Annotated in this window: 21 protein-coding genes; 11 read left to right on the forward strand and 10 right to left on the reverse strand. The window is 72.7% G+C overall.

The window, feature by feature from the left end; translation table 11 throughout:
* Positions 1-129: 129 nt before the first annotated feature.
* The 3 genes from OG568_RS33915 to OG568_RS33925 are packed head-to-tail and all read left to right on the forward strand — an operon-like array spanning position 130 to position 2,609.
* Positions 130-744: a transcriptional regulator gene (locus tag OG568_RS33915; RefSeq protein ID WP_329534301.1), complete on the forward strand. Its 615-nt coding sequence runs from the start codon at positions 130-132 to the stop codon at positions 742-744.
* Positions 741-1,349, forward strand: a complete 609-nt coding sequence (locus tag OG568_RS33920) for a toxin-antitoxin system, toxin component family protein (RefSeq protein WP_329534302.1) — start codon at positions 741-743, stop codon at positions 1,347-1,349. Before OG568_RS33915 ends, OG568_RS33920 begins: the two co-directional genes overlap by 4 nt.
* A 6-nt stretch (positions 1,350-1,355) precedes the next feature.
* The gene (locus OG568_RS33925; RefSeq protein WP_329534303.1) at positions 1,356-2,609 is read left to right on the forward strand and encodes an MAB_1171c family putative transporter; all 1,254 of its coding nucleotides are present in this window, start codon (positions 1,356-1,358) and stop codon (positions 2,607-2,609) included.
* Here OG568_RS33925 and OG568_RS33930 read toward each other — a convergent pair.
* Complete coding sequence (locus tag OG568_RS33930; RefSeq protein WP_329536535.1) at positions 2,594-3,667, reverse strand: MerR family transcriptional regulator; 1,074 nt, start codon at positions 3,665-3,667, stop codon at positions 2,594-2,596. The genes OG568_RS33925 and OG568_RS33930 overlap by 16 nt on opposite strands.
* A 248-nt stretch (positions 3,668-3,915) precedes the next feature.
* On the opposite strand from OG568_RS33930, the gene OG568_RS33935 reads away from it, so the two are divergent.
* From OG568_RS33935 to OG568_RS33950, 4 genes are all read left to right on the forward strand, one after another.
* Positions 3,916-4,761, forward strand: a complete 846-nt coding sequence (locus tag OG568_RS33935) for a hypothetical protein (protein WP_329534304.1) — start codon at positions 3,916-3,918, stop codon at positions 4,759-4,761.
* The gene (locus OG568_RS33940; RefSeq protein WP_329534305.1) at positions 4,758-6,935 is read left to right on the forward strand and encodes a bifunctional serine/threonine-protein kinase/ABC transporter substrate-binding protein; all 2,178 of its coding nucleotides are present in this window, start codon (positions 4,758-4,760) and stop codon (positions 6,933-6,935) included. Before OG568_RS33935 ends, OG568_RS33940 begins: the two co-directional genes overlap by 4 nt.
* Before the next feature lie 70 nt (positions 6,936-7,005).
* Positions 7,006-9,015 carry a bifunctional serine/threonine-protein kinase/ABC transporter substrate-binding protein gene (locus tag OG568_RS33945; protein ID WP_329534306.1) on the forward strand — a complete coding sequence of 670 codons (2,010 nt, stop codon included), beginning with the start codon at positions 7,006-7,008 and terminating at the stop codon, positions 9,013-9,015.
* Between the two features lie 199 nt (positions 9,016-9,214).
* Positions 9,215-10,132: an ATP-grasp domain-containing protein gene (locus tag OG568_RS33950; RefSeq protein ID WP_329534307.1), complete on the forward strand. Its 918-nt coding sequence runs from the start codon at positions 9,215-9,217 to the stop codon at positions 10,130-10,132.
* On the opposite strand, the gene OG568_RS33955 is transcribed toward OG568_RS33950, so the two are convergent.
* The 9 genes from OG568_RS33955 to OG568_RS33995 all read right to left on the reverse strand — a co-directional run bounded on the left by OG568_RS33955 (position 10,113) and on the right by OG568_RS33995 (position 21,707).
* Positions 10,113-10,718 (reverse strand): hypothetical protein, encoded by a 606-nt coding sequence (locus tag OG568_RS33955; RefSeq protein ID WP_266624556.1) that lies wholly within the window; start codon positions 10,716-10,718, stop codon positions 10,113-10,115. The genes OG568_RS33950 and OG568_RS33955 overlap by 20 nt on opposite strands.
* Before the next feature lie 38 nt (positions 10,719-10,756).
* Positions 10,757-11,002, reverse strand: a complete 246-nt coding sequence (locus OG568_RS33960; RefSeq protein WP_329534308.1) for a Trm112 family protein — start codon at positions 11,000-11,002, stop codon at positions 10,757-10,759.
* On the reverse strand, positions 10,999-11,904 hold the full coding sequence (locus OG568_RS33965; RefSeq protein ID WP_266421805.1) for a hypothetical protein: 906 nt from the start codon (positions 11,902-11,904) through the stop codon (positions 10,999-11,001). Before OG568_RS33965 ends, OG568_RS33960 begins: the two co-directional genes overlap by 4 nt.
* A gap of 15 nt (positions 11,905-11,919) precedes the next feature.
* Positions 11,920-12,690: a class I SAM-dependent methyltransferase gene (locus OG568_RS33970; protein ID WP_329534309.1), complete on the reverse strand. Its 771-nt coding sequence runs from the start codon at positions 12,688-12,690 to the stop codon at positions 11,920-11,922.
* Entirely contained in the window at positions 12,687-14,093 is a 1,407-nt protein-coding gene (locus OG568_RS33975; protein ID WP_329534310.1) for a condensation protein, read from the reverse strand. Before OG568_RS33975 ends, OG568_RS33970 begins: the two co-directional genes overlap by 4 nt.
* Complete coding sequence (locus tag OG568_RS33980; protein ID WP_329536536.1) at positions 14,090-18,622, reverse strand: alpha-(1->3)-arabinofuranosyltransferase; 4,533 nt, start codon at positions 18,620-18,622, stop codon at positions 14,090-14,092. The genes OG568_RS33975 and OG568_RS33980 overlap by 4 nt, the downstream gene beginning before the upstream one ends.
* On the reverse strand, positions 18,619-19,398 hold the full coding sequence (locus OG568_RS33985; protein WP_329534311.1) for a class I SAM-dependent methyltransferase: 780 nt from the start codon (positions 19,396-19,398) through the stop codon (positions 18,619-18,621). The genes OG568_RS33980 and OG568_RS33985 overlap by 4 nt, the downstream gene beginning before the upstream one ends.
* 5 nt (positions 19,399-19,403) lie before the next feature.
* Positions 19,404-20,555, reverse strand: a complete 1,152-nt coding sequence (locus OG568_RS33990; RefSeq protein ID WP_266414162.1) for a glycosyltransferase family 4 protein — start codon at positions 20,553-20,555, stop codon at positions 19,404-19,406.
* Positions 20,556-20,729: 174 nt separating this feature from the next.
* Positions 20,730-21,707 carry a DUF3068 domain-containing protein gene (locus tag OG568_RS33995; protein WP_329534312.1) on the reverse strand — a complete coding sequence of 326 codons (978 nt, stop codon included), beginning with the start codon at positions 21,705-21,707 and terminating at the stop codon, positions 20,730-20,732.
* Between the two features lie 294 nt (positions 21,708-22,001).
* On the opposite strand from OG568_RS33995, the gene OG568_RS34000 reads away from it, so the two are divergent.
* The 4 genes from OG568_RS34000 (at position 22,002) to OG568_RS34015 (ending at position 25,409) form a co-directional block, all read left to right on the forward strand.
* The gene (locus OG568_RS34000) at positions 22,002-22,154 is read left to right on the forward strand and encodes a hypothetical protein (RefSeq protein WP_329534313.1); all 153 of its coding nucleotides are present in this window, start codon (positions 22,002-22,004) and stop codon (positions 22,152-22,154) included.
* A 209-nt stretch (positions 22,155-22,363) separates the two neighbouring features.
* Positions 22,364-23,578, forward strand: coding sequence for a helix-turn-helix domain-containing protein (locus OG568_RS34005; protein ID WP_329536537.1), 1,215 nt, complete (start codon positions 22,364-22,366; stop codon positions 23,576-23,578).
* Positions 23,579-23,763: 185 nt separating this feature from the next.
* Positions 23,764-24,540: an IclR family transcriptional regulator gene (locus OG568_RS34010; protein WP_329534314.1), complete on the forward strand. Its 777-nt coding sequence runs from the start codon at positions 23,764-23,766 to the stop codon at positions 24,538-24,540.
* Positions 24,537-25,409, forward strand: a complete 873-nt coding sequence (locus tag OG568_RS34015) for an SMP-30/gluconolactonase/LRE family protein (protein WP_329534315.1) — start codon at positions 24,537-24,539, stop codon at positions 25,407-25,409. The genes OG568_RS34010 and OG568_RS34015 overlap by 4 nt, the downstream gene beginning before the upstream one ends.
* The last annotated feature ends 143 nt before the right edge of the window (positions 25,410-25,552 follow it).

The following is a 25,552-nucleotide window of genomic DNA, read 5'->3' on the forward strand; positions in this document are numbered from 1 at the left end:
CGCCGCACGGGAGCGATCGTTCTTGAATCGGGAACGATCGTTCGGAAAGCATGGCGCGGGCCCCGCCGGGGACCGTAGTCTCGGCCCTCAGCGTGACAATTTGACGGGTCAACTGCCGGGAGCGCATGGGTGAGTGCGTCGCTGCCTCCTCTTCACAAGACACTCGCGCGTCTCGACGCGCACCTCGCCGAGAAGGGCCTCGATCGCGGGGAGTTCCTCGACGTACGGGAGTTGTCGAGAAGAACGGCGCTGGCCGAGGGGGAGGTCCGGGCGCTCCTCGATGGCACGGGGGTGCTCGACGACAAGGTCGACGACCGCATCCGCGGACGCGTCCGCGCGCTGTACGGGGCGTATCTCGACGAGAGCGGGAAGCGGCCCGCCGATGTGTGCCGGGAGGTCGCCGGGCAGCTCGGGATCAGTGACAAATGGGCCCGCAGTCTGCTCAACGGCGACAAGATGCCGAACGTGCCCGACCTCACCCGGCTCGCGGAGTTCTTCCGGATCGAGGAGGGCACGAAGTTCTTCACCGATCCGGCCCCCGTCGTCCTGAACGGCGCACTTCAGCGTGTCGTCGGTGAGCTGGAGGGCGGCGTCGAGGACGGGCCGCTGCTCAGGTTCACGCTCGAGCACGGGGTCGTCACCCTCGCCCTGCGGGGCCATCGGCTGACCCCCCGCAAGCAGGAGGCGCTCGCGCTCATGCTCGAGAGTCTGCTGAGCGGCGAGAGCGAGGAGGTGGAACGATGAGGCCTTTGCACACCGTGTGGAAGCGCGCCTCGGCACGGCTCTCCCGCCGGGCCGACTCCGAGATGCGCGGCCTCGCCGTCGAGCTCACCCGGGCGCTGAAGAAACGACTCGACGCGCCCGTGGACGTACGGGAGTTGGCCGAGGCTCTCTGCCAGGAGATGAGCCGGCGCCGCGAGGACCGCCCCATCCAGCTCCGCTTCGAGCGCTTCCCGGACGAGATCGAAGTCACCGGGCTGTGGATGGAGTTCCACGACTTCGACCTCGTCATCGTCGAGGAACGCGCCGAAACGGTCCAGCAGCTCGTCATCCTCGGCCACGAGTTGTGGCACATGATGGCGGGGCACTCCCACTCCCACCACCACTACGCGGGTGCGGCGGCCGCCGCCGGCGCGCTGTCGGACGACCCCCGCTGGCAGGAGATCGCGCTCACCGTCGCCGCCCGCAACGGCTCGCACGAGGCCGACGAGGCCGAGGCGGAGGACTTCGGCCTGCACCTCGCCAGCGTCTTCCGCTCCTGGGTGACCGGCCCGCGTACGAAGGGCCCCGCCGACCCGGTCGGACGGGCCATCCAGGCCTCCCTGGGCTACCGCGGACCCCAGGGCTGACCGGCGATGAATCCTTCCCGCTTCTTCGCCGGGCTCTACATCTCCTTCTGGATCCCGACGGCGGTCCTCACCGCCGCGCTGGCGATCAAACTGCCCAGCATCCTCAAGCTGTGGAAGGACCCGCTGCTGCGTGCCGTCGGCGGCCTGCTCGTGCTCGCGTGCGGCGTCTTCGTCTTCGCGGCCCCGGCGACCATCGCCCGGACCAACCACGTCACCGGCGTACCGAACATCTCGGCCCCCCTGGTCTACAGCCTGATCACCGCGTTCTGCGGCTCCTGCCTGCTGCTGATCACCACGTGGCGCGACGGCATCTCCGACCGTTCCGGCGCCACCCGTCGCGCGACCCGCCGCACGATCCGCTGGGTGGTCACCGTCTACGCGGGTGTCATCGTCGCGCTGTGGGTGCTGTTCGCGCTCGCCGACGCCCCCGTCGAGCGGATACGGGACCTCGACACGTACTACGCCAACACCCCCTTCATGCGCGAAGAGATCGTGCTGTACCTGCTCGCGCACACCGTGGCCGCCCTGATCACGTCCAAGGTGATCTGGAACTGGATCCGTACCGACGGACTCGACCTCTGGCTGCGGGGCGGTCTGAAGTTCCTCGGTGTCGGCTACGTGATGAACCTGGTCTACGACAGTTGCAAGTTCTGCGCCGTCGTCGCCCGCTGGACCGGCCACGACCTCGACTGGCTCAGCACCGAGGTCGCCCCGCCGGTCGCGAGCCTCTCCGCCATCCTCATCGCGGTCGGTTTCATCCTTCCGCACACCGGCCAGTATCTGCACCGCCGGGCTCGCACCCGGCTCGGGTACTGGCACCTGCGACCCCTGTACCGCCTGATGGGGACCGTCACGGGCGGCGGACGCGTCCCCTTCAGACTCCGCGCCACCCCCGAACTGCGCCTGACGCGCCGCGAGACGTTCATCCGGGACGCGCTGCTGCACCTGTCCCGGTTCATCGACGAGGACCTCCGGCAAAAGGCGTACGACGCGGCCCTCGGCCTCGGCTTCGAGGCCGGGCGGGCGGGGGCCCTCGCCCACGCCGTCACCGTCCAGGACGCCATCGAGACGAGGAAGCGGACCCGCCAGGACGCCGCCGCCGCGCCCCTCAACACCCCGGACACGCTTGATCTGCTGGCGGAGATCGATGCCGTGTCCCGGGCCCTGCGCCACCCGGCCGACATCAGGGCGGTACGGGAGGCCGCGGCCGCCGCGGCGCAGAGCGTGCCGGGCCCCACCCTGACTCAGCCGAGCCGATGACCCCCGGTGGCCTCGGCCACGTCCGCCACCACGCAGCTCACGTTGTCGGGGCCGCCGGCGTCGATCGCGGCTTCGACGAGGGAGCGTACCGCCGCGTCGGGAGCCGGGGCCGAGTCCAGCAGCCGGCGGACCTCCTCGTCCGGCACGACGGTGCAGAGCCCGTCCGAGCAGAGCAGGTAGCGGTCCCCGGGCAGGGCGTCGCACAGCCGTAGATCGGGTACGACGGTGTCGGCGGCGCCGGTGAGCGCCTTCAGCAGCAGGGTGCGTTGGGGATGGACGGTGGCCTCCTCCGGTGTGAGCCGGCCCTCGTCGATCATCGACTGGACCATGGTGTGGTCGTGCGTGACCCGGAACAGCTCGCCGTCGCGCAGCAGATAGGCGCGGGAGTCGCCGATGTGGACGAGTCCGAGCTGGGATCCGGTCCACACCAGGGCGGTGAGAGTGGTGCCGTCGTCCGCGCCCACGGCGTCCTGGACGGCCCGCGCGGCTCCCCGTGCCGCGTCCTCCAGAAGGTTCAGGACGCTCCCGCCCGGAAGGGGCTCGCCGTCCAGGAACTTCAGGGCCTCCACGGCCGCCGTACTGGCGGGCGCGCCGCTCGGTCCGAAGCCGTCGGCCACGGCGAGGACGCGGGCGCCCGCGTGGGCCGTGTCCTGGTTGGCGGGGCGGACCAGACCGGTGTCGGAGAGTGCGGAGTAGCGGAGTTCGAGCATGGTGGTGTCCTTCCTCGGTGTGTACGAGAGGTGGTCCACGAGGAACGCCACGAGTTCGCGTCGAGCGGCGGTCTCGGCCTCGACCCGTGCCCAGTAGGCGCGGATCTCCTGGGCGGCGGACACGTCGTCCAGTGCGCGCACCCGCCGGATCCGGGCCAGCGGCATCCCGATCCGGCGCAGCCACGCCACCAGCCGTGCCTGCTCCAGCTGCGCGACGGCGTAGTACCGGTACCCGGTCTCCGGGTCGACCCGGGCGGGCCGCAGCAGCTCCAGCTCGTCGTAGAGCCGCAGCGCCTTCGGCGACAGCCGGCACGCCTTCGCGAACGCCCCGATCGTCAGCATCTCCATGCGCCCACCCGTGGTCGTGTCGTGCCCCGTCATTCGTCCTTCGTACCTCGTACGTCGTTCCTCGTACGTCGTTCCTCGTTCCGCCATCGATGCTGCGGCTTCACCGAGGGTGAAGGTCAATGAGGTTGCCGGAGTTCGGACCTCCGTGGCCCTTAACTGCTCATGTTTATAAGGGCAGTTGGCATTCCAGGGCGCTTACGTGCGCCACACTGATTTCGAGGACGCGGGCCTACGGGTGGGAGTGATGCATGGCCGGGTGGAGACCAGCCTTAGCCACGGCGGCGGGAGTGCTGCTGCTGGCGGGGTGTACCAGTGGGCCGGGCGACGAGCCCAACGCGGAGGGGACGCCGAAGAAGAGCTCCGGCGCGTCGCCTTCGGCCTCGGCGTCACCGGTGAACGAGCCGTACACGCTCGCCGAGGACCGGGCGCCGAGGACGCGGGCCGAGGCCGTCGAGTTCGTTCGTCAACTCGTCGTGCGCCCCGACTACTTCGGCGCTGGGTACCGCAAACGTGATCCCTTCGAGAGCGATCCGGCCGAGTGGGCCGTACTCGGCGACGACTGCCTGTGGCGGCGCGAGGCGCTGCCGGACACCGTACTGGCCAGTCTCACTCGGGCGTTCGAGCTGCCGGAGAAGGGCGGCAAGGGGCCGGTGTACGTGTCGATGACCGTCACCGTGCACCAGGACGCCGTGGCGGCGCGGCGCGACATGGCCGGGTCGCTGGAGGAGGCGCTGCGCTGCCCCGAGCAGCAACTGAACGCCACGGACCGGGTGCTCGGCCTGTTCTCCCGGGTCGACGCGTTCGCCGACGGGCGGTCCGTGATCTCCGACGACGACCTGACCGAGACCGGGGACTGGGCCGCCGACGGCGGCAAGGCGCATCCCTTCGACTGGTACAAGTTCCGGATGGGGCCGATCACCGTGGCCGCGACCGCGCGGCACGGCGCGGGCCGGACCGAGGCCGAGGACTCCACCGTCACCACCGACATGGGCAAGGGCATGACCTTCGTCGCGGCGAGCATCGACAGCCGGGGCAAGGCGGGCGACGCGGATGCATCCCCCGAACCGACCGAGACGAAGGGGGCGGGGCAGTGAGCGAACCGCTGCGGTCGTCCGACCCGTCCCGCATCGCGGGCTTCCGGCTGCTGCGGCGGCTCGGCGCGGGCGGCATGGGCGTCGTCTACCTCGGTCGCACCGACTCCGGGGCACTCGTCGCGGTCAAGGTGATCCGCGGGGAGAGCGCCGGTGACGACGGCTTCCGGGCCCGGTTCGCTCGGGAGGTGGAACTGGCGCGGAGGGTGGACAGCCCCTGGGTGGTTCCCGTCCTGGACGCGGACGCCGAGGCACGCGAGCCGTGGCTGGCCACCGCGTTCGTCCCCGGGCCCTCCATCGCCGAAGCGGTCGCCGCGCACGGCCCGCTGCCGTCGCGTGCCGTACGCGTCCTGGGCGGGCTGCTGGCCGATGCGCTGGACGCCGTGCACACGGCCGGGCTCGTCCACCGGGACGTCAAGCCGGGCAACGTACTGCTCGCCCTGGACGGACCACGCCTGATCGACTTCGGCATCGCGCGCGCCGCCGACGACACGGCACTGACCGCGTCCGGGATCGTTGTCGGAACCCCCGGCTTCCTCGCCCCGGAACAGGCCCAGGGGCAGCCCGCCACGTCCGCGAGCGACGTCTTCGCGCTCGGCTGTGTGCTGGCGTACGCCTCGACCGGCACTCCGCCCTTCGGTACGGGGACACCGGATGCCCTGATGTACCGCACGGTCCACGACGAGCCGGAACTCGGCCGTGTGGAGGGCGAGGTGCGGACCCTCGTGGAGCGCTGCCTGGCCAAGGACCCGGCCGAGCGGCCCACGGCCGAGGAGATACGGGGCCTGCTCGCCGGTGACGCTCCGGACGTCTCCGGCGACTGGCTCCCCGATCCCGTCGCCCGGATGGTCGCCGCCCGGGCCGCCGAGAGCCTCGCCTTCCCTGACATCGAGCCCACGGTCGTGGACGATCCGGCCGTCCCCGCCCGGCACCCGGGACGACGCCGCCTGCTGCTGGCCGGCGGTGCGCTGCTGCTCGCGGGCGGTGGGACCGGAGCGGCGGTGTGGGCGTCGGGGGACGACGAGAAACCGCCCGCGAGCGTAGGGCGTCCCGTGTACGTCCTCGGTGTGCACACGACCTCCGGCACGGCCGAGGCCGCCGTCAGCCGGGCCTCCGAACGCGCCGCCCGCCTCGCCGTCGCCCAACACAACGCCACGCCGAAGCGCTCCTACGACCTGAAGGTGAAGGTCCTCACCGACCGGGGCGACGCGGACACCGCCCAGGAGGTGGCCCGTAAGTTCACCGTCGACCGGAACGTCGTCGCCGTACTGGGACCGGTCGCCGAGCTCCCCATGCACAGGGCCGCGGCCGTCTACGGTGCGGCGGGGCTGACCCATGTCTCCAGCACCACGGGCCAGCAGGACTACTTCCTCACGTCGCCGAAGAGCTCGTTCCAGAGCGGCCCGGCCCACGCCGCGCTCGGCAGCTGGATCGCATTGCACGCCTACGTGACCCGACAGGTGGTGCGGGTCGGCGTCGTGATCGACCGGGCCGGAGGCTCGGCGATCCAGGACCAGGGCACCCAGGTGGTCAACAACTGGCGCACCATTCTCAAGAGCGAGGTCGTGCCCCGCGTCGTCGCGGAGGAGACGGACGACGGCCCGAAGGCGGTGCGTGAACTGCTCGCCGCCGGTGTCAAGGCCTTCGCGTACCTGGGCCCCCTGGACGCCACCGTCCGCACAGCCCAGGACCTGGCCGCGGCCGGCTTCTTTGGGCAGCGCTGGATGCAGCACCAGTTGTACGGCTCGGACTTCCCGCGCCTCGCGGGCTCGGCGGGCGAGGGCTGGTACGTGGTGACGGACGCCGTAGACCCCTCCGTACTGACGACGAAACGGGCCAAGGACTTCACCGCGGCCTGGCGGAAGCGCTACGGCAGCACTCCGGAGCCGTACGCCACCGAGGCGTACGACAGCGTGGGGATGCTGCTCGCCGAGTTCGCCCGCACGGTCCCGGCCGGGGCACGTCGGCGGCCGGTGCGGGCCGATCTCGCCGTGCGGCTGGCGAAGGTGAAGTACCAGGGCATCGCCCGGACGTACGCCTTCGGCGACTTCCACCAGTACGACAACAGCTCGACGGGCTGGGCGGACGCGACCTTCGTCCACGAGGTCCGCGGTGGGCGGTTCCGGCAACTGGGATCGCTCGGCGATCTGCAGCGCGCGGCGGAGAGCCAGGGCTGACGAAAGCCCCAGGGCTGACGAAAGCCCGGAGCCGGCGGGCGGGAACGACCGGGAAACGGAGGCGGCTGACGTGGAACGGCTCCTGCCCGCCGATCCGTCCCTGATCGGCGGACACCGGCTCGCCGGCCGGCTCGGCGCGGGCGGCATGGGCGTCGTCTACCTGGCGCGCTCGCCGCACGGCGCCTGGTGCGCGCTGAAGGTGATCCGCGCCGAGTACGCCGACGACCCCGGCTTCCGCGCCCGTTTCCGCCGCGAGGCCGAGCTGGCGTCACGCCTCACGAGCCGGTGGACCGTGCCGGTCGTCGCGGCCGACGCCGACGCCCGCTCCCCGTGGCTGGCCACCGCCTATGTGCCCGGCCCGTCCCTCGCCGAGGCCGTGACGCTGCACGGACCTTGGCCCGAGGCGCAGCTCCGCAGCCTCGGTGCCGTGCTGGCCGAGGCGCTGGACGGGGTGCACGCGGCCGGGCTGGTCCATCGGGACGTGAAGCCCGCGAACGTGCTGCTGGCCGCGGACGGGCCTCGCCTGATCGACTTCGGGATCGCGCGGGCCGTCGGCGCGACCGCGCTCACCACGGACGGCTCCGTCGTGGGCTCCCCCGGCTACCTCTCGCCCGAGCAGGCCCGCGGGCACACCGTGGGTCCGCCCAGCGACGTCTTCTCGCTCGGCTGCGTCCTCGCCCACACGGCCACCGGCCGGCCGCCGTTCGGCACCGGCGGCGCCGCGGCCGTCCTGTACCGGACCGTGGGAGAGGAACCGGACCTGGACGGCATCCCGGAAAACCTCGGCCGGACCGTACGGCGATGTCTGGCGAAGGAACCGGAGCGCCGCCCGAGCGCCCGTGAACTCCTCGACATCTTCGGCGAGTTCGCCGTGGACGAGTGGCTGCCCGAAGGGCTGCCGGCCCTGGTCGCCGCCCGTGCCGCACGCGTCCTCGACCTGCCCGTTCCCGAGCCCACCGAGATCGCCGGGCCCTCCTTCGAGGACGCGCCGCCCTCGCCCACCCGGCGGCGCCTCCTCGTCGCGGGGGCTGCGCTCGGTGTCACCGCGGCGGCCGGTGCGGGCGCGTGGTGGAAGTGGGGCCGGGCCGCCGCGTCGGCGAACACCGGCTCCGTACGGCGCTCCCGCCACGTGGTCGCCCTGCTCGGCAGCCCCAGCGATCCCTTCTTCACCGACCACCAGCGCGGCGCCCTCCTCGCCGTCGAGCAGCACAACCAGGACGCCCGGCGCACCGTGGACCTCGCCCTGCGCACCGCGGACGACGGCGGCACCGCGAAAGGCTCCGCCGAGGCCGCCACCCGGCTGGCGGCCGACCCGGACGTGTCCGTGGTGATCGCCGCCGGCCCGAACGAGACCGTGCCCGCGGCCTTGGCCCCCTGCACGAAGGCCCGGCTGACCCTGCTGGTCACTCGCGCCGACACCGACAGCCTCGACACTGTCAACGTCACCACCGCGCTCGTGCTGCGCGCCACCCGGACCGTCGGCCCGTTCGCGGCGGTGATGATCTATCTGAACCGGGTCGCCAAACCCGCCCGCACGGTGATCGTGCACGACCTGGCCACCGAGGTGGAGAGCCTGGCCACGGTCCGCATCGCCACCGTCTACGGCAAGCTCGACGGCGAGACGTCGGTGGAGGAGGTCGCCGCGGACGAGGACTTCACCGGGGCCGCCCGCCGTATCGCCGCCCGCCCCCGCGACGCCGTCTTCTTCGCCGGGGTGAGCCCCGACCGTGCCGCCGCCTGCGCCCGCGCGTTGCGGGACGCGGGCCACCGGGGCGCCCGGGTCGCGGGCGAGCACGTCCTCGGCGCCTCCTTCCTCGCCGTCGGCGAGGACTGGAGGATCGCTACGTGCTACACCGACGCGAGCGCCGACCCCCGTACCAAGGCGTTCGCCGCCGCGTTCCGCGCCCGCCACGGACACGCGCCGGGCCCCTGGGCGGCCGAGGCGTACGACGCCGTCCGGTTCGCCGCCCACGGCCTCGCCTCCGTCGGCGACGACGGTCGCACCACCCTGCGCTCGGAACTCCTGCGCCGCTCCTGGCAGGGCATCACCCGCCGCATGAGCTTCGACGCCGCCACGTAGTACTTCCAGGTCGACGAGGGCAACGGAGGGTTCCTGTTCCGGGTGACCGGGGGAGCCGCCCGCTTCGTGGCGCGCTCCGACGACATCGGCAAGAAGACGTGAATGAGCCCCAGGGCACCGCGACCACAACGCATGCCGCAACGTCTTCTTAGAATGACGCCGCATCGTCGCCGCCGGACGGGCGGAGCACGTCAAGAGGATGGAGTCCGCCGTGGCCCGCACCGCCGCCGCCCGCGCACGTATCGCGCTCGCCACCTACCGGCCCGAGGAGGGCGAGGAGAGCGCGGACCGGGATCTGCCCGTGCTGAGGGTGGCCCTGGAGGATGCCGGGGCGGAGGCCGTCGTCGCGTACTGGGACGATCCGGACGTCGACTGGGCGGCCTTCGACCTCGTGGTGATCCGGTCCACCTGGGACTACAGCTGGCGGGTGGCGGAGTTCGTGGCGTGGGCCGAGCGGTGCGCGAAGCTGACGCGGCTCGCGAACCCGGCTGCCGTGGTGCGGTGGAACACCGACAAGCGGTACATCGGGGACCTCGCGGAGGCGGGGGTGCCGACCGTGCCGACCCGGTATCTCGCGCCGGGCGAGCCCGCCGAGTTCCCCGACGACCGCGAGTACGTCGTGAAACCCACCTCCGGCGCGGGGGCGCGGCTCGCCGCCCGATACCGGTCCGAGGAGCGGGAGACGGCCCTACGACAGCTGGAGCGGATGCACGACCGGGGACTGACCGCCATGGTCCAGCCCTACCTGACCAGCATCGACACCGCCGGTGAACGCGCCCTCCAGTTCTACGGCGGCCGCCTCCTGCACGCCAGCCGCAAGGGCGCCGTCCTGGCACCCGGCACGGCCTACGACGCGGACAAGGTGGCGCACCCCCGCCTGGAGCCCTGGCAGCCGACCCCGGCCGAACTCGCCGTCGCGGAGCGCGCGTTGGCGGCCGTACCGGAGCGGACGGGCGGCGCCGAGCTGCTCTACGCCCGCGTCGACCTGGTCGACGGCGACGACGGCAACCCGTGTGTCATGGAACTGGAGCTCGTCGAACCGAACCTGTTTCTGTGGCTGCACCCGGAGTCCGTGCCCGTCGTCGCGGAGGCCGTCGTCAGGGCCGCTCTCCGCTGACGCCCACCCGCTGCAGCAACCCCCAGGTGAACTCCGCCGCGCACTCCCGTGGCACCCCCGACGCGTCCGGGGCCGTGAACGCCAGGCCCCAGCGGGTCGGGGCGGTGCCCTCCAGGGGGCGGGCGGGGGCGAAGGCGCGGGCGACCTCGTCGACCGTGCAGGACCAGGGGCGGAGGTCGTCCAGAGTGCGCGGCTCGGCACCCGCGGCACCCGGTGCGCGGACCAGCCACTCGTTCCAGGCGACGCCGTTCGGGGCGACGAGGACCTCGAAGCGGAGGTCGGGCCAGAGGGGGACGGGCCAGAGCAGGGCCTCGCAGGACAGGTCGCCGATCCGGCGGGGGGTGACGGACTCGGGGGCGCCGAGGATCGAGCGGTAGCGGGAGGTCGCCGACCGCGAGCGGGGGGCGTGCAGCATCGCCTGCCAGCGGCGGTTCGCCTCGCGCATGTCCGCGATCGAGACACCCAGCTCATGGCGGGCGTCCTCGACGAGGCCGGGGTTGTGGTCGGCCATGCGGCGCAGCAGGACCAGTTGGAAGTCGAGCGGGGTGAAGGGGCTGGCGGGTCGCTTGGCGGGCATGGGGTCCATGGTCGCGCATCGGGAGGGAGTCCGGTCGGCGGCCGTCGTCACGGGGCCATCCGCTTGAGGAGTTCCTCGTGCTCGTCCTCCGTGACCTGCTCCCCGGAGGACGGCAGCAGTTGCGGGATGCCGTCCACGATCGGATAGCGGCGACGCAGGCGCGGGTTGTACAGCGTCTCCTCAGCGCTCTGCGCCTCCTCGGTGCTCTGCGTCTCGTCCGCCGCGAGCAGGTGCAGTGGGCCCTTGTCCAGCGGGCAGGCCAGGATCTTGAGCAGGGGGTCGTCGGGGTTCATGGTGGCGTCAACTCCTTGGCCACGGTGGAGGGTGGGGGTGCCGCGTCGTGCTTGGGCATGACCAGCAGCACGGAGACCGCGAGGGCGGTACCCGCCAGGCGCAGCGTCAGCCGCACCGGGTCGTGCGGCAGCGCCTCGCCGAACGCGAGCGTGCCGAGCACCGCCGTGAACAGACTGGTCACCGTCGTACAGACCGGCACGATCAGCGAGGCCCGGCAGCGCTGCAGTGCCGCCTGGGACATGACCAGGCCGAACGCGCCGGTGAAGAGCAGGAGATAGGGGTACGGGGAGCGGAGCACGTCGACCACCGCCCCCGCCAGGTCACTGGTCGTCAGATAGCTCGACACGCCCTTGATGGCCAGCGAGCTCACCCCGTACAGCAGGCCCACCGCCACGCCGTACTCGACGCCCGTCGTCGGCATCCGGTGCCGGTGCCGCGCCCGGCGCTCGGCGGCCCCGTACAGCCACAGGCCCGCCGCCAGCGACGGCAGGCAGACGGTCAGGATCAGCGGCGCGGGGGCGCCGCGGCTGACCCGGTCGGAGCCCTCGCGCAGGGAGAGGACCACCATCAGCAGGGCCAGCAGGATCGCGCCGAGCGCGTACCGCTCGCGGCCCGACGTCTCCTCGCCGAGCAGCCGGGCGGAGAGCAGCACCAGCAGCACGAGCCCGGAGACGAAGATGCCCTGGGCGGCGGCGATCGGCAGGGTGCGGTAGACGGCGAGCTGGGCGCCGAAGCCGGAGGCCAGCGCCAGTGAACCGCCGATCCACAGCGGGCTGCCGAGCACCAGCCGCAGCAGCCGGGCGGGGTGGCGGATGTCGACCTCGGGCAGTGCGGCGAGCGCGCGCTTCTCCAGGACGAATCCGGTGCTGTACAGGACGTTCGCCAGCAGGGCCGCGGCCACTCCCCACCACATGGGCTACGTCCTTCGGGCGTGCAGGAGCAGGATGGAGGAGAGGGCCGGTGCCGCGCAGGCCAGCCGGTCCAGGGGGCGCAGTGGACGCGGTACGCCGTGGAAGGGCGCCCCGCTCAGCCGTACGACCTCGAAGCCCGCCGCGGTGACGAACTCCCGCAGCGCGCGGGCGGTGTAGAGCCGCAGATGGCCCACGACCTCGCGCCCCGGGCGGCCGTGGATCGCGCGCAGGCTCACCTCCGAGAAGACGGGCTGGACACCGGCGAGCAGCAGGGCGCGGTTGTACCAGGCGGCGAGGTTCGGGGTGGAGAGCATCAGGTGGCCGCCGGGGCGCAGGACTCTGCGGAGTTCGTCCAGGGCGCTGTCCGGGTCCACGAGGTGCTCGATCACCTCGCTGAACAGGACGGCGTCGGCCGAGGCGTCGGCGAACGGCAGTCCGCCGTCGGTGAGTTCGCCGCGGATCGCGTACGGCAGCCGGACGTGGGCGCGTCTGAGGGCGTCCTGCGACCAGTCGACGCCGACGAGACGGTGCCCGGCGAGCAGGGGCGCCGCGGTGGCGGCGGCGGTGCCGTCGCCGCAGCCGATGTCCAGCACGGTCCGCGCGCCGGCCGTGGCGGGGCCGAGCGCGGCGGCCAGCATCCGGGCCTGGCGCAGGCTGCGGGGGGTGCCGGAGGCGACGGGGACGCTCGGATCCTCGTAGAAGTCGCGAAGTCCCCGGCGGGCGGGGGCCGTTGGCGTCACCGGGGCAGTGGTCGGGGTCGAGGTCGCGGGTGTCATCGGCTGCCGTCCTCCTCCGTCGCGTGCAGATAGTGCTCGAAGAGGTCGCGGAGGTGGGCGCCGTCGCCGTGGCTGAGCAGGGTGCGCGACCAGCGCAGGGCGACATGCAGACGGCCCGCGGTGGACGCCGTGGTGACGGTCAGGCCGCGGGGCGTCCGGGCGGGCGCCGAGAACCACACGGCGTGCGCGCGGCCCGCCTCCGTGCCGAAGTCCAGGGCGTACGGGATGCGGCCGATGTTGCTCAGCAGCGTGGTCGACGTCCAGGGGCCGGCCGCGCGGCGCAGGCCCCTGGTGAGGGCGGCGCGCCAGGCGACCGGGACCACGGGGGCGGTCAGGAGGGCCGCGCCGTGGCCGAGCTGGGGCCGGGGCAGCGACTTGAGGGCGCGGGTGCGTTCCGCCGTGCGGCGCAGCAGCTCGCCCATCCGCCCGGCGTCCAGCTCCTCGACCGTGAAGGGGACTTCGACGAGTCGTGTCCCGTTGCCGATGGGCATGTCCGTGCCGCGGGGGCGGTCGTCGACCGGCATCGTGATGCGCAGGGGGCGCGGGCGGGCGCCGTGTTCCCTGTTCCAGTGCGTGATCATCAGGGCCGTGGCCGCCATGAGCTGGTCGTTCACGGTGTACGGGGAGCCCTTGGGGCGGTGCGGGACGCCGAGTTCGGTGACGAGGAGTCCGTTTCCGGGCGAGGGCTCCGGGGTGCCGTGGGCCACGCGGGCGGGCGGGGTCCAGGTGGGGGGGGTGTTGACCTGCCCGGCCTTCGCCGCTGCCTCGGGCGGTCGTACCGGGGGTGCGGCCGGGGAGTTGTCCTTGCCGCCGTACAGCTGCGCGGCGGTGGCGAGGACGCGGAGGCAGGCGGGGCCGTCGAGGGCGGTGTGGTTGACGGTGAGGAAGAGGACGGTGCCCTTGGGGCGGGGGCCGGTGTGGGGACGTGGCGCGGCGCTTCGAGGCGGCGCCGTACCCACCGCGTCCGTCGCCTCGCTGCCCACCGGCGGGCCCGCCCCGTCGACCACCTCCAGACGGATGGGCGGCGAGGCGGACAGCGGCGGGGCGGTCAGCAGGGCGCGGGTCCGTGCGTGCTGGAGGGCGCCCGGGCCCGGCGGCGGGAAGGAGACGACCTCCACGTCCGGATCGGGGGTGAGTTCCCACTCGTAGCGGCGGCGGTACCAGGGGCCCGCGGCCTCGCGCATCAGGATGCGGGGGTGACGGTGCAGGGCCTGGGTGAACGCGACGGTGAGTCGGGCGGCGTCCAGACGGCCGGGGAGGTGGACCTCGATGTGGACGGTCTCGGGTTCCTCCTCCTGGAGACAGTGCCGGGCGACTTCGTCCACGACGGGGAACGGCACGCGGGCTGGGGGCCGGGACGGCCCGTCGGTACCGTCCCGTGCCGGGTGCTCGAGCGCGGTCATCGAGGCTCGCCCCTTCCCGTGTCGTCGTCCGCCGGGTTCCCCGCCTTGCGGAAGGCGATCCGTGCGGTGGGCGGAGCGACCTCGCCCGCGCCCGAGTCACTCGCACCTGTGCCCGAGTCACCCGCGCCCGCACCCGCGGCACCCGCACCCGCCTCGCGCGGGGCGGAACCCGGGCCGCGTGCGGAGATGGTCTGGCTGGAGGCACGGTCGGGCCCGGGGGCCGGTGCGGGGGGCTCGGCTCCGGTCGGCTCGGACGAGCCGGGTTCGCCGCTCGGTGCCTCCCCGACCGATCTGGTCCCCGTACCCAGTGCGGCCCCGGGGCCGCCGTTCTCGCCGCGGCGGCGTCGCGGCAGGGGTGAGGCCGGGGCCTCGGAGCCCGGGACCGGGACGGACGCCCGGGGTGCCGGCCGGGTCCCGGGCTCCTGGACGCTCACCAGGCCCGCGAACAACCCGATCAACGCCAGCAACTGCGCCGCGGGCCCGAACGCGCCCTCGCTCGCGCCCGGCGGTGACCCGGCGCCCGTGGCGGCCGCGATCCCCGCCCCGGCGAGCGCGAGGAACGCGATCGGTACGAGCAGCGCGTGCCGTTTCCACGCGAGCAGCGCCAGCGCGGGGACCAGCAGCGCGAACGGTCCCGCGATGACCACGCCCACCAGCGTGAGCGCCACCGTGCCGAGCCAGAGCCCGGCGTCCGGCGCCGCCGGCTGCGGCTCGTCGGGGCCCGCCTCGCGGCGGCGCCACAGCACGAGGCCCGCGAGCGCCGCCACGCCGACCCCGCCGCCGATCAGCCCGGCCTCGTACGTCGTCGAGGGCTCGTAGGACAACTTGACCGTGCCGCCCGCGCCGGCCGGGATCCGCCAGCCCTGCTGCCAGCCGTCGAGCCGCAGGGGCGTCAGCTTCTTGCCGCCCAGCGTGGCCTGCCAGCCGTCGTTGTAGTTCTCGTACGTCGTGAGGTACGAGGCGGCGCCGGAGCCGACCTTCACCTCGCGGCGGTCGCCCAGCCAGTCCACGATCCGCAGGGTGCGTCCGGCCCCGGCGACGGCCTCGACGGTTCCACGGGTGAGGGTGACGTCCGTGATCGCGAGGGGTCCGGCGTCGCCCGCCTCGACCCGGTGCGAGCCGGAACCGAGATCCAACGCGGACTCCGTGGAGTCTTCTTGACACAGCATCAGCTCAACCGGCCGCCGCTCGACGAGATCCCCCACCGTCCCCTTCGCGCTCGTCGCGTACAGCTTCCCGTCGACCGCGAGCGTCGGCCCCTTTCCGCAGGCGAGCGAGAACTCCTGTGTCTCCACGGCCTGCGCGGTGCGGTACTCGGCGAGGGCCGGGAGGTACACCTCCGTCAGCCCGACCGGCAGTTGCAGGTCGGCTCCCGCGACCGGGTTGTGGAGGGTCAGCGGCGCGGTCTCGGTGACGGTGATGTCGAGGTGGTTCGTGGTGATCGGGTCGAAGCGGGCCCAGCCGTTCTCGTCGACCCCGGCCACGGTGTCCCCGTCCGGGGAGCGGATCTCGATCTTCGTCGGTCGGGTGGAGAGGCCGCCCGCCGCGGCCAGGACCATGGACGAGACGGGCTTCTTGTCGGGCCAGCTCAGATGGATCGTCGGCCTGTCCCCGGCGATCCAGGCCGTGGTCAGATTGCCGTCCGTGAGATTGCGCGCGTCGAGGCCGGGGCCGAGGTCCGTGGTGGAGTCGGCCGTCGCGACGATCCGGCTCGGCTGTTGGGGCGAGACGTCGTACAGGAGCTTGTCGAGTGCGTCGCCGCTGATCGCGACGGCGCTCGCCTTCACCTCGTACGATCCCGCCGCCGAGGTGGAGAAGGTGCGGTGCAGGCCCGCCTCCGTGCCCGTGGGGGCGAGGCCGGTGGGGTCGGCGGTGCGGTGCAGGGAGACGATCTCGGCGGAGGCGTCCGACCCCGCTGCGTCGGTCGGGAGCTTCAGCAGGCGGGTGACCTGGACGTCCGGGAGAGCGATCTCGGAGAAGCCCGCGCCGGTGAGTCCGGCGTGCCGCGCGGTGGAGTCGGTGATCGTCAGTTTCAGCCAGCTCGTGGACCCGGCGGGCGCCTTGATGGACTGGGTCGTGCCGTCGGGTTCGAGATAGCTGGTGGCGGAGCCCTTCTCCGTCTCCACCCGGACCCGGGTCGCCGCGGACCGCATGCCGTCCTGCGGGAGTGGGGTGACCTTGAAGGACTTCGGCAGGTCCAGGGACCCCTCGAAGCGGATCCGCAGCCACTGCCCGTTCGCGGAACCGGGCGCTCCCTCCGCCCACGCGGTGTCGGGGTTCCCGTCGAAGGCGTTCACGGGGTCGTACTGGGGGAGATGGAACAGCCAGTTGCCGGTGGAGGAGGCGGTCACCGAGCGGGCGCCGCGCAGCTCGGCCACCGTCTGGTGCTGGATGCCCTTGGTCGGCAGGATCTGGTGGGGTTTCTTGCCGGCGTCCTGGGCGCTGTCGCTGTCGTTGCGCTGGTCGGGCGTGTACGTGTATGAGGTGTTGGAGTTGACCAGGCCGAAGCGGGTGTCGGCGCGCCGCAGCCCGTCGCCGACCACCTGGACGGCGGCGGTGCCGAGGCCGGGATGGTTGTCGCCGGTCAGGACGGCGGGGCGGCCGCGCATCGAGGGGTCGGCGGCCAGCGGCAGCAGCGCCTCGGGGCCGCCGGAGACGACGGCGGTGTCCGCGATGGCGCTCAGGGCGGCCTGCCCGGGGCGCGGCGCGCCGTTGCCCGCTGGTTCGTAGATCTCGACGGCGCGCTCGCGCGGGTAGAGGCCCTCGACCTGGAGCGGGGTGTGGTGGGCGATCCGGCCGCCGGTCACGACCGGTCCGAAGCCGGTGACCCGCTGGTAGCCCGACTGTTCCAGGGTCCGCTTCACGGTCTGGGTCGGGACGTAGCCGACCTGGTCGGGGTCGAGGTCGTTGCGGACGACGACGTAGTAGAGCCCGGCGCGGCTCAGGTAGTCCCCCAGGCCGGGGACGTCACTGCCGGTCATGAGCGCCTGCTCGACGGCGTCCATGGCGCGCCGGTTGCCGGGGGTGCCGAAGGGGACGTAGTCCCGCTCGGCCCAGCGGGAGTCGGCGAGCACGTCGAGGGGCTCGTCGATGGGGGAGCCCCAGGTGTAGAGGCCGTGCGCGGTGGCGGGGACGACGAGGGCACGGGAGTCGGGCGAGTACTTCTTCAGCCAGTCGGCGGTGGTCTGCCAGTACTTGGGGAGCTGCTGGAAGGAACCCGGGTTGAGGATCGATCCGTTCAGGTACGGCCAGGCGAGGCCCGGCAGGACCAGTACGGCGGCGACGAGGGGCGCGTAGCGGCGGCCGCGTACGGGACGGGCGCCGCGTGGCTGTGCCGCGATCCCGACGAGATGCGCGAGGCCGAACACGAGGGCCAGGGCGAGGCCCGTCTGGAACTTGTAGATGTTGCGGAAGGGGACCAGCCAACCGTTCAGCCAGTCCTGGACCACGCCGTGGAAGGGCGCGCCGAACGCGCCGCCGTACCCGGCGAGGGTGAGGAGCGCGACCGACAGCACGGTCAGGACCAGCCAGCGGCGCTCGGGCATGTCACGTCTGGCGAGCCCGGCGAGACCGAGTCCCGCCGCGAGCGTCGAGCAGACGATCACGATCACCGAGGCGGCGACGGTCCAGCCGGCCGGCAGCCAGGCCTCGCCGAAGTGGAGGTAGGCGACCCAGTTCCCGGCGCCGCGCAGGGACTCGGTGGCGGACATGGTGGCGGTCGTGGTCGCCGAGGTCTCCACGTACGGGAGGAAGTTCTCGCCGTAGACGCCGAGCAACAGCAGCGGGATCACCCACCAGGCCGTCGCCAGGATCACGCCCGGCACCCACCAGGTGATCAGTCTGCGCTGCCGGGGTCCGCGCGGACGGGAGAGGAGGTACAGCCCGACGGGGAGCAGCGAGGCCAGGGTCGCCGCCGCGTTCACACCGCCCATGAAGGGGACGACCAGCGCCGAGCGGAGGGCGGCGACGCGGGCGCTGTAGCGCTCGTCGGTGAGGGGGAGCAGGACCCAGGGGAGGAAGGCGCCGGGGAGCGCGGCGGCCGAGGTCGAGCCGACGACGGTCGTGAAGACCGGCCAGAGCGCGTAGGCGACGGCGGCGAGCAGCCGGGAGGAACCGTTCCCGATCCGCAGCCGTTCGGCCAGCCGCAGGGCGCCCCAGAAGGCGACGGACACGACGATCGACAGCCACAGCCGTTCCGCGAGCCACACCGGGAGGTGGATCAGCTTGCACAGGCCGTAGAACGGCAGCATCGGCCAGAGGTAACCCGCGTACTGGTCCTGGATGCCGCCGAAGCCGCCCCGGTCGTGCCACAACTGGCCCAGGTCGGACAGGAACTGCCACGGGTCGAGTGCGACACCGAGTTTGGTGTCGAACGTCATGCGTCCGGGGTGCACGGCCAGCAACAGCACGAACACCACGGCCCAGAACCCCAGCAGCCAGCGCCTGGACCGCGGCCCGTGCGGGGGGCCGGACGTGGTCGTCACGGGGCGGACGGCTGCCGGGGGAGGAGCCTGGACCGTGGTCGTCATGGTGGACACCGCCGGAGGATGAGGAGGAGGTTCCAGGTGGCGAACTCCCGCAGCCCCGGCGCCCTGGTGACGGCGGAGGCGAGGAGCGGCCAGTAGCGGGAGCGCGCCGAGACGACCGTGACGTCGTCGCGGGCGCGCACCTGCCGCAGGGTGGGGCCGATGTGCACGGCGAACAGGTTCTCGCCGAGGGTGTGCTTGGCGGGCTTTCCGGTACGGCGGTGATAGCGGGCCCGCGCCCGCTCCGCGCCGAGGTAGTGCCAGGGCGCCCACTCGTGACCGCCCCATGGGGAGAGCCAGTTGGTGAACGAGACGTAGATCAGCCCGTCGGGCCGGGTGACACGCACCAGTTCGCTCAGGAACGTCTGTGGATCGGCCACGTGCTCGAGGACGTTGGAGGAGAAGGTGACGTCGGCGACGCCGTCCGCGAGCGGCAGCAGATAACCGTCCGCGACGACCGCCGAGTCGGGGGGATTCACCCCCAACTCCCGTACGTCCGGCTCGAAGAGATACGCGTGCGCGCCGCGCCGCCGGAACTCCGCGGTGAAGTACCCGCCGCCGCCCCCGACGTCCACGACGGTACGTCCCTCGACGCCGCCGTACGCCTCGACCTGGTCGGCGGCGTCTCGGGCCAGCAACGAGTAGCAGCCCTCGGGATCTTCCTGCTCGCGCAGAAAGGCCCGGAAGAGTGCGAACGAACGCCGGAAGGAGGGGTCCTTCCATACGGGGGGCGCGTCTTCGGCGGGTGCTCGCCGGGGTATCTCGGGGTCGCCGTCCATGGACGTCACCTCCGCCAGGTGGTGGCCGCCTCCGTGGCCACCGCCCTGAACTGGCGGACCGTGTTGTTCCAGCGGAACTGGGCCGCGCGGTCGCGGGCGGACTTGCCCATGAGGGTGCGGCGGTGGGTGGACAGGGCGAGGGTGCACCAGGCCGCCGCGAAGGAGGACTCACCGCGGGCCAGTACACCCGTCTCGCCGTCGACCACGGAGTCGCGCAGACCGGGCACGTCGAAGGCGATCGCCGGGGTCTCGCGCACGGCCGCCTCCGTGACCACCAGGCCCCAGCCCTCCACGGCGGAGGGGTGCAGCAGCAGCCACGCCGCGCACAGCAGCCGGTGCTTCTCGGCCTCCGTGACATGGCCGGCGAACTCCACACCGGGGCCCGCCAGTTGCTGGAGTCTCTCCCGCTCGGGACCGTCGCCGACGATCACCAGGCGGCCCCCGGTGACCGGACGGACCCGCTCCCACAGCCGCAGCAGCAGATCGATCCGCTTGTACTCGACCAGCCGTCCCATCGCCAGGAACAGCGGCTCCGGCGAGCGCTCGGCGAGCGGCCCCGGCTCCTCGACCCCGTTGTGCACGACCCGGATGCGCTCCCGCTCCACCCCGATCGCACGCAGCGCGTGGGCCGTCGACGGCGAGACGGCGACCAGCAGATTGCGGCGCTGTGCGCCCGCCAGTGCCCAGTGTTCGAGTCTTCGGCCGATCCGCGCGGCCGGCGCCAGCGGTCCGCCGAACCGCATCCGCCACAGGTCCGTGTGGACGTGGTTGACCAGGCACAGGGTGGGGCCGTGATGCCAGAGCGGGGCCAGGTAGGGCATGCCGTTGCAGACCTCGACCAGCAGATCGCAGTCGCCGACCTGACGGTGGAAGGCGGAGCGGGCGCGCAGGAAGTGGCCCAGGTCGCCGCCCGCCGAGACGACCCGGTAGTCGTGGTAGGCCGCGGGCCCGCCGCACACCAGGGTGACCTGGTGGCCGAGCGAGGTCAGTCCCTCGGCGAGCCGGTCGACGAGGATCTCGGAACCGCCCGCGGACCGGTTGCCGAGGTCTCGATGGGCGAGGAAGACGATACGGCGCGGCTGTGGGGGAAGCGCCGGGAGGGACTGCGTGTCGCGCGGGACCGCGGCGCGCAGCGGGGAGGGCACGTGCTGGGGCATGGGTGCTCCAACTCGTCTCAGGGTGCGGAACTCAGCGTGGGGGATGTGGGTACCGGCTGTAACGGGAATGCGGGCGGGCTGTGCTCGGGTGGGGGTGGATAGTTTTCGCCCGGCGCTGGGAAGCTGCTACTCACCGAGGTGACAAATTCCGGGCTTTGTGGAGCTGACAGGGCATCACATCGTGAGTGCTGAAGGGGAGTTACCGGGCGAACCGGGATCCCGTCGCCCTCGTACCACCAAAACGCCCCCCACGGCGGCGAGAACGAACCCGATCACACCGGCACCAATGGGCAACGTCTCGCCCAGTAGGCGCAGTTGACCGCTCTCCTTCTTCGCCTGCTTCACCTGGTCCTTCTGGGTGGCCGTGGTGAAGGCCAGCTTGTCGGCGTCCAGGAGGAGCGTCGAGTCGTACGTGGAACCGGGCGCGCGCAGCGTCCTGCGCGGGCCGACCTGGGCGTAGAGCACCCGGCCGGTGCGCTGGTCGACGACCAGCTCGATGCCGTGGTTGGAGTACCACTCCTCGGCCAGCACCTGGGGGCGACCCGGCAGGTCGACGATGCTGCCCGGCACCAGCCGGGTGCCGATCTTCGTCGGGGGGACCGTGCCGGTGAAGCGGTAACCCGTGTAGCCCTGGACCTTCTTGGTGCCCCGGTAGGCCAGGGTGACGGGTGCGCCGAGGGAGTTGTCCCACCAGCGGTACGCGTGTTTCCGCACGTCGAAGGGGAACTTGAGGTAGGCGTCGCCCGCGAAGCGCGGGTTCTCCTGGCAGCAGTGCACCGGCTGGTTGGTCTTCCGGTCGGTGACCCAGCGGTTCGGGAAGAACTCCAGCGCGTCGTACGGGTCGGCCGCGGGCAGCGACTTGTCCGTGTCGACCGTCGTCGTCACGTCCCAGACGGCGCGCCCGCTGTGCTCGCTGTCGGCGACATCGCCTCTGACCTGCTGGGTGACGGTGATCCGCTTGTCGAACAGGGTCTGGACCTGTGCGGTGTCGAAGTAGGCGCCCGTGCCGGTGTAGACGGCGGTCGTGTCGATGTCGACGGGGTTCACGGCGGCCCGCGGTTCCACGTACCACGCGAGCATCGGGGCCAGCACGAGCAGAAAGGTGCCGAGACCGAGCAGGACCAGTGCGAAGGGTGAGGGTTTCCGGCGCATCCGGGCACTCCAGGGGCGTGAGGAGGCTCGACGCACGAGTGACCACGAGTGACCACGGGTGATAAGGGTGATACGGGTGATACGGGTGATGCAGGTGGAACGCGGCGATACGGGTGCGTCGACACCAGGAGGGAAAGTGCACGTGCGGTATGGGCCGGGAACCGTACGGGCACCCTTGACGGAGTGTCAATGCATTGTCGAGACTGAGGACTTGCCGGACGGGACCGGCGTGGCGGGCTGCGCGGATCACGGGAACGGGTGGGGACGACCTCCGACAGAGAGGCTCACCCTGCGATGTCCAGACTGCTCGCCGCCGTACTCACCGTCGCGGCCGCCGCCGCGCTCGCCGTGGGTGCCGCGCTCGGCGTCGTCGCGCTGCTCGACGCGACCCCCGACCAGCCGAACACCCCACTGATCACATACGAACATGCCGACCAGGAGCACTGACCGTGCCCAGCCGCAGGGGCGCGCCGGTATCGAGAGGGGACGCGAGTCTCCCCTGCTCGGACGAGGCCGAGAGCGTGGGGGAGCGCGCGGGCCCCGACGAACCCGACCGACCCGGCGAAGGACCCGCTGAGCACGGCCACCCTCCCGGCACCGGTGGTAGCGCCCCGGAGGCGGACGCGGAAGCGCAGGCCGGCCACGGAGCCGTCGGCGTGCGCTCGGCCTGGCACGACGTGCCTCGCCCTCAGGTGCGGCGGTTCGCGGCGATCGCCCTGGCCGAGGCGCCGGATCTCGCCGAGGAGATCCTCCGGGAGATCCGCCGCGAGTACCCGAACCTGCCCCTCGTCGTCGACGACTCCGGTGAGCCGATGGCCCTCGTCGGCATCCGCCGGGCCATCGAGGTCTTCGTGCAGCACCTGGGGACGGCGGAGGGCCGGCCCCGCGTCCACCCCGAGGTCTTCCAGGAGTTCGGCCGCGGCGAGGGACTGCACGGGCGCAGCCTCGACTCGCTTCAGGCGATCTACCGGCTGGGCGTCCGCCTCGCCTGGCGCCGGTTCGCGGAGATCGGGCAGCGGGTCGAGATCCCGCCGCCGGCGATGTACGAGCTCGTCGACGCGGGATACGAGTACCTGGACGGTCTGGTGGATCAATCCGTACGGGGTTACGCCGAGGCCGCCGCCCGGCAGGCGGGGGAGCGCCTGCGTCTCCAGCGCCGTCTGATGGAGCTGCTGCTCGCCGAGCACCACCGGGGCGATCCCGCCGAGGCGCTCGTCGAGCGGGCCGCGCGGATCGGCTGGCCACTGCCGGACAAAGTCGCCGTCGGGGTGTTGCTGCGGCCGGCCCGGGAGGCCGTGGCGCCCGCCGTGGGGCAGGGGGTGCTGCTCGACATGGAGTACGAGCAGCCGCGGATGGTCGTGCCCGAGCCGGACGCCGCCGGGCGCCCGGAACTGCTGCACCGGGCGCTGACCGGGTGGTCCGGGGCGATCGGGCCGCCGGTGCCGCTCGCCGACGCGGCGAAGTCGCTGCGCTGGGCGGATGCGGCGGTACGGCTGATGGAGCGGCGGCTGCTGCCCGGCGGGGAGGTGCTCCACTGCACCGAGCACACCGAGGCCCTGGTGCTCCTCCAGCCCGAGGAGCTGATCGACGATCTCGCCCTGCGCTGCCTCGCGCCGCTCGGGCACTGCGGGCCGACGCACGGACGGCGTCTCGCGGAGACGCTGCTGGCGTGGCTGGAGACGCGCGGGGGCGCGCCGGAGGTTGCCGCGCGGCTCGGTGTCCACCCCCAGACCGTCCGCTACCGCCTCCGTCAGATCAGGGAGCTGTGGGGTGACGAGATCGACGACCCGGACCGGCGGTTCGAGCTGGAGCTGGTACTGCGGGCGCAACGCCTCAGGGGTGAACTCGGGGACCCGCGCCCCCGCCGCTGACCTCCCGCCTCCTTCCCCACCCCCGCCTCCGTCACCCACCTCACCCCCGACACCTCACCCCCGACGTCTCACCCCCGACACCTCGCCGTTGCCCACCCATTGCCCGCCCAAGAGCACTATGAGTAGCCTACGTTCGTCATGCCGATCGGCTGTTGAAATTTCGAACACAGGAGAGGGGGCCGGTCGTGGGACGCCTGGTGCCTGCCGTGACCCGAGCTCTCGACATACTCGAGCTCTTTCTCGACGGGGACGGGACGCTCTCCGCCCCCGACATCGTGCGCAAGCTCCAGCTGCCGCGCACGACGGTGCACGAGCTGGTCACCACGCTCGCCGCCCGTGCGTACATCGTGCAGGTGCCCGGCCAGCCGGGACGCTACCGCCTCGGGGTGCGCCCGTACCAGCTCGGGAGCCGGTACGCCGAGCAGCTGGACCTCGCCGCCGAGGGCCAGCAGGTCGCCCGTTCCGTCGCCGAGACCTGCGACGAGACCGTCCACGTGGCGATCCTGGAGGGCACCGACGTCATCTACATCGCGAAGGTCGACTCCACGCACGCCGTGCGCATGGTGTCCGCGGCGGGCCGGCGCCTGCCCGCCCACTGCACCTCCGTCGGCAAGATGCTGCTCGCCTCGCTCCCCGACGCCGAGCTGACCTCCCGCATCCCGGACAACGCGGACCTGGTCGCGATGACGTCGAACAGCATCACCGAGCCGGGCGCCCTGCGCGAGGCCCTCGCCGAGATCCGCCGCCGCGGCGTCGCCGTGGAGAACCGTGAGTCGAACCCGGACGTCAGCTGTGTCGCCGCTCCGGTGCGCGACCGCACGGGCCAGGTCGTCGCCGCGCTCTCCATCTCCGTACCGATGATCCGCTGGAGCGACGAGCGCCGTGTCGAGCTGGAGCAGCTCGCCGCGAAGGGCGCCGTCGATCTGTCCGAGCGGCTCGGCCACCGGAGCGTGGGGGGATGACGGGGGCGGCAGGGGTGACGGGGAACACGGCCTTCGATGTCGCGGTGCGCGCCGAGGCGGCCCTCGGGGAGGGTCCGACCTGGGATCCGGACGCGCGGCGGCTGATCTGGGTGGACATCCTCGGCTCCCGGGTCCACACGTACGACCCCGTCTCCGGGCGCCGCACGGTCATGGTCACCGAGCAGCACGTGGGCGCCGCCAAGCCCCGCGCGGGCGGCGGCCTGGTCGTCAACCTCCGGGACGGCGTGGCGACGTACGGCCCCGAGGGCTTCCGGTGGCTGCACCGCGACCCCGTCCCCGGCCGCCGCGCGAACGACGCCGCGGTCGCCCCCGACGGCTCGCTGCTCTTCGGCACCATGCGCTACGACGAGGCCCCGGGCGGCGGCACCCTGTCCCGGATCACCGCCGACGGCACGGTCACCGCGGTCCTCGACGACGTCGCCGTCAGCAACGGCACGGGCTGGAGCCCGGACGGCCGGCTGATGTACTACATCGACTCACCGACCCGCCGTGTCGACGTCTTCGACGTGGGTGACGGTCAACTGCCTGTCAACAGGCGTCCGTTGACGGTGATCGAAGAAGGCGCGGGGTGGCCCGACGGGCTCACCGTCGACGCCGACGGTTGCGTCTGGGTGGCCCTCTGGGACGGTGGAGCGGTCCGCCGCTACACGCCGGACGGCGAGCTGGACCGGGTCGTGGAACTCCCCGTTCCGCGTCCCACCGCCTGTGGCTTCGGCGGCGCGGACCTGACCGACCTGTACATCACCACGGCACGTACGGGTCTGGAGGCGCCGCATCCGCTCTCCGGCTCGGTGCTCGTCGTCCCCGGCGCGGGGAAGGGCCTGCCGCAGCCGCCGTTCGCCGGCTGACGGTTTTCCTCTCGCAGGTCCCCGTCTTTCCTCTCGCAGGTCCCCGTCCGGTCATCGACTACTGGGCGGGGGCCTTCGATTTTTGCGCAAACCATTGACGAGAAAGCGCTTCCTATCTACGGTCCCGTTCGAAGTTACGAGCG

Source organism: Streptomyces sp. NBC_01450 (assembly GCF_036227505.1).
GTDB lineage: Bacteria > Actinomycetota > Actinomycetes > Streptomycetales > Streptomycetaceae > Streptomyces.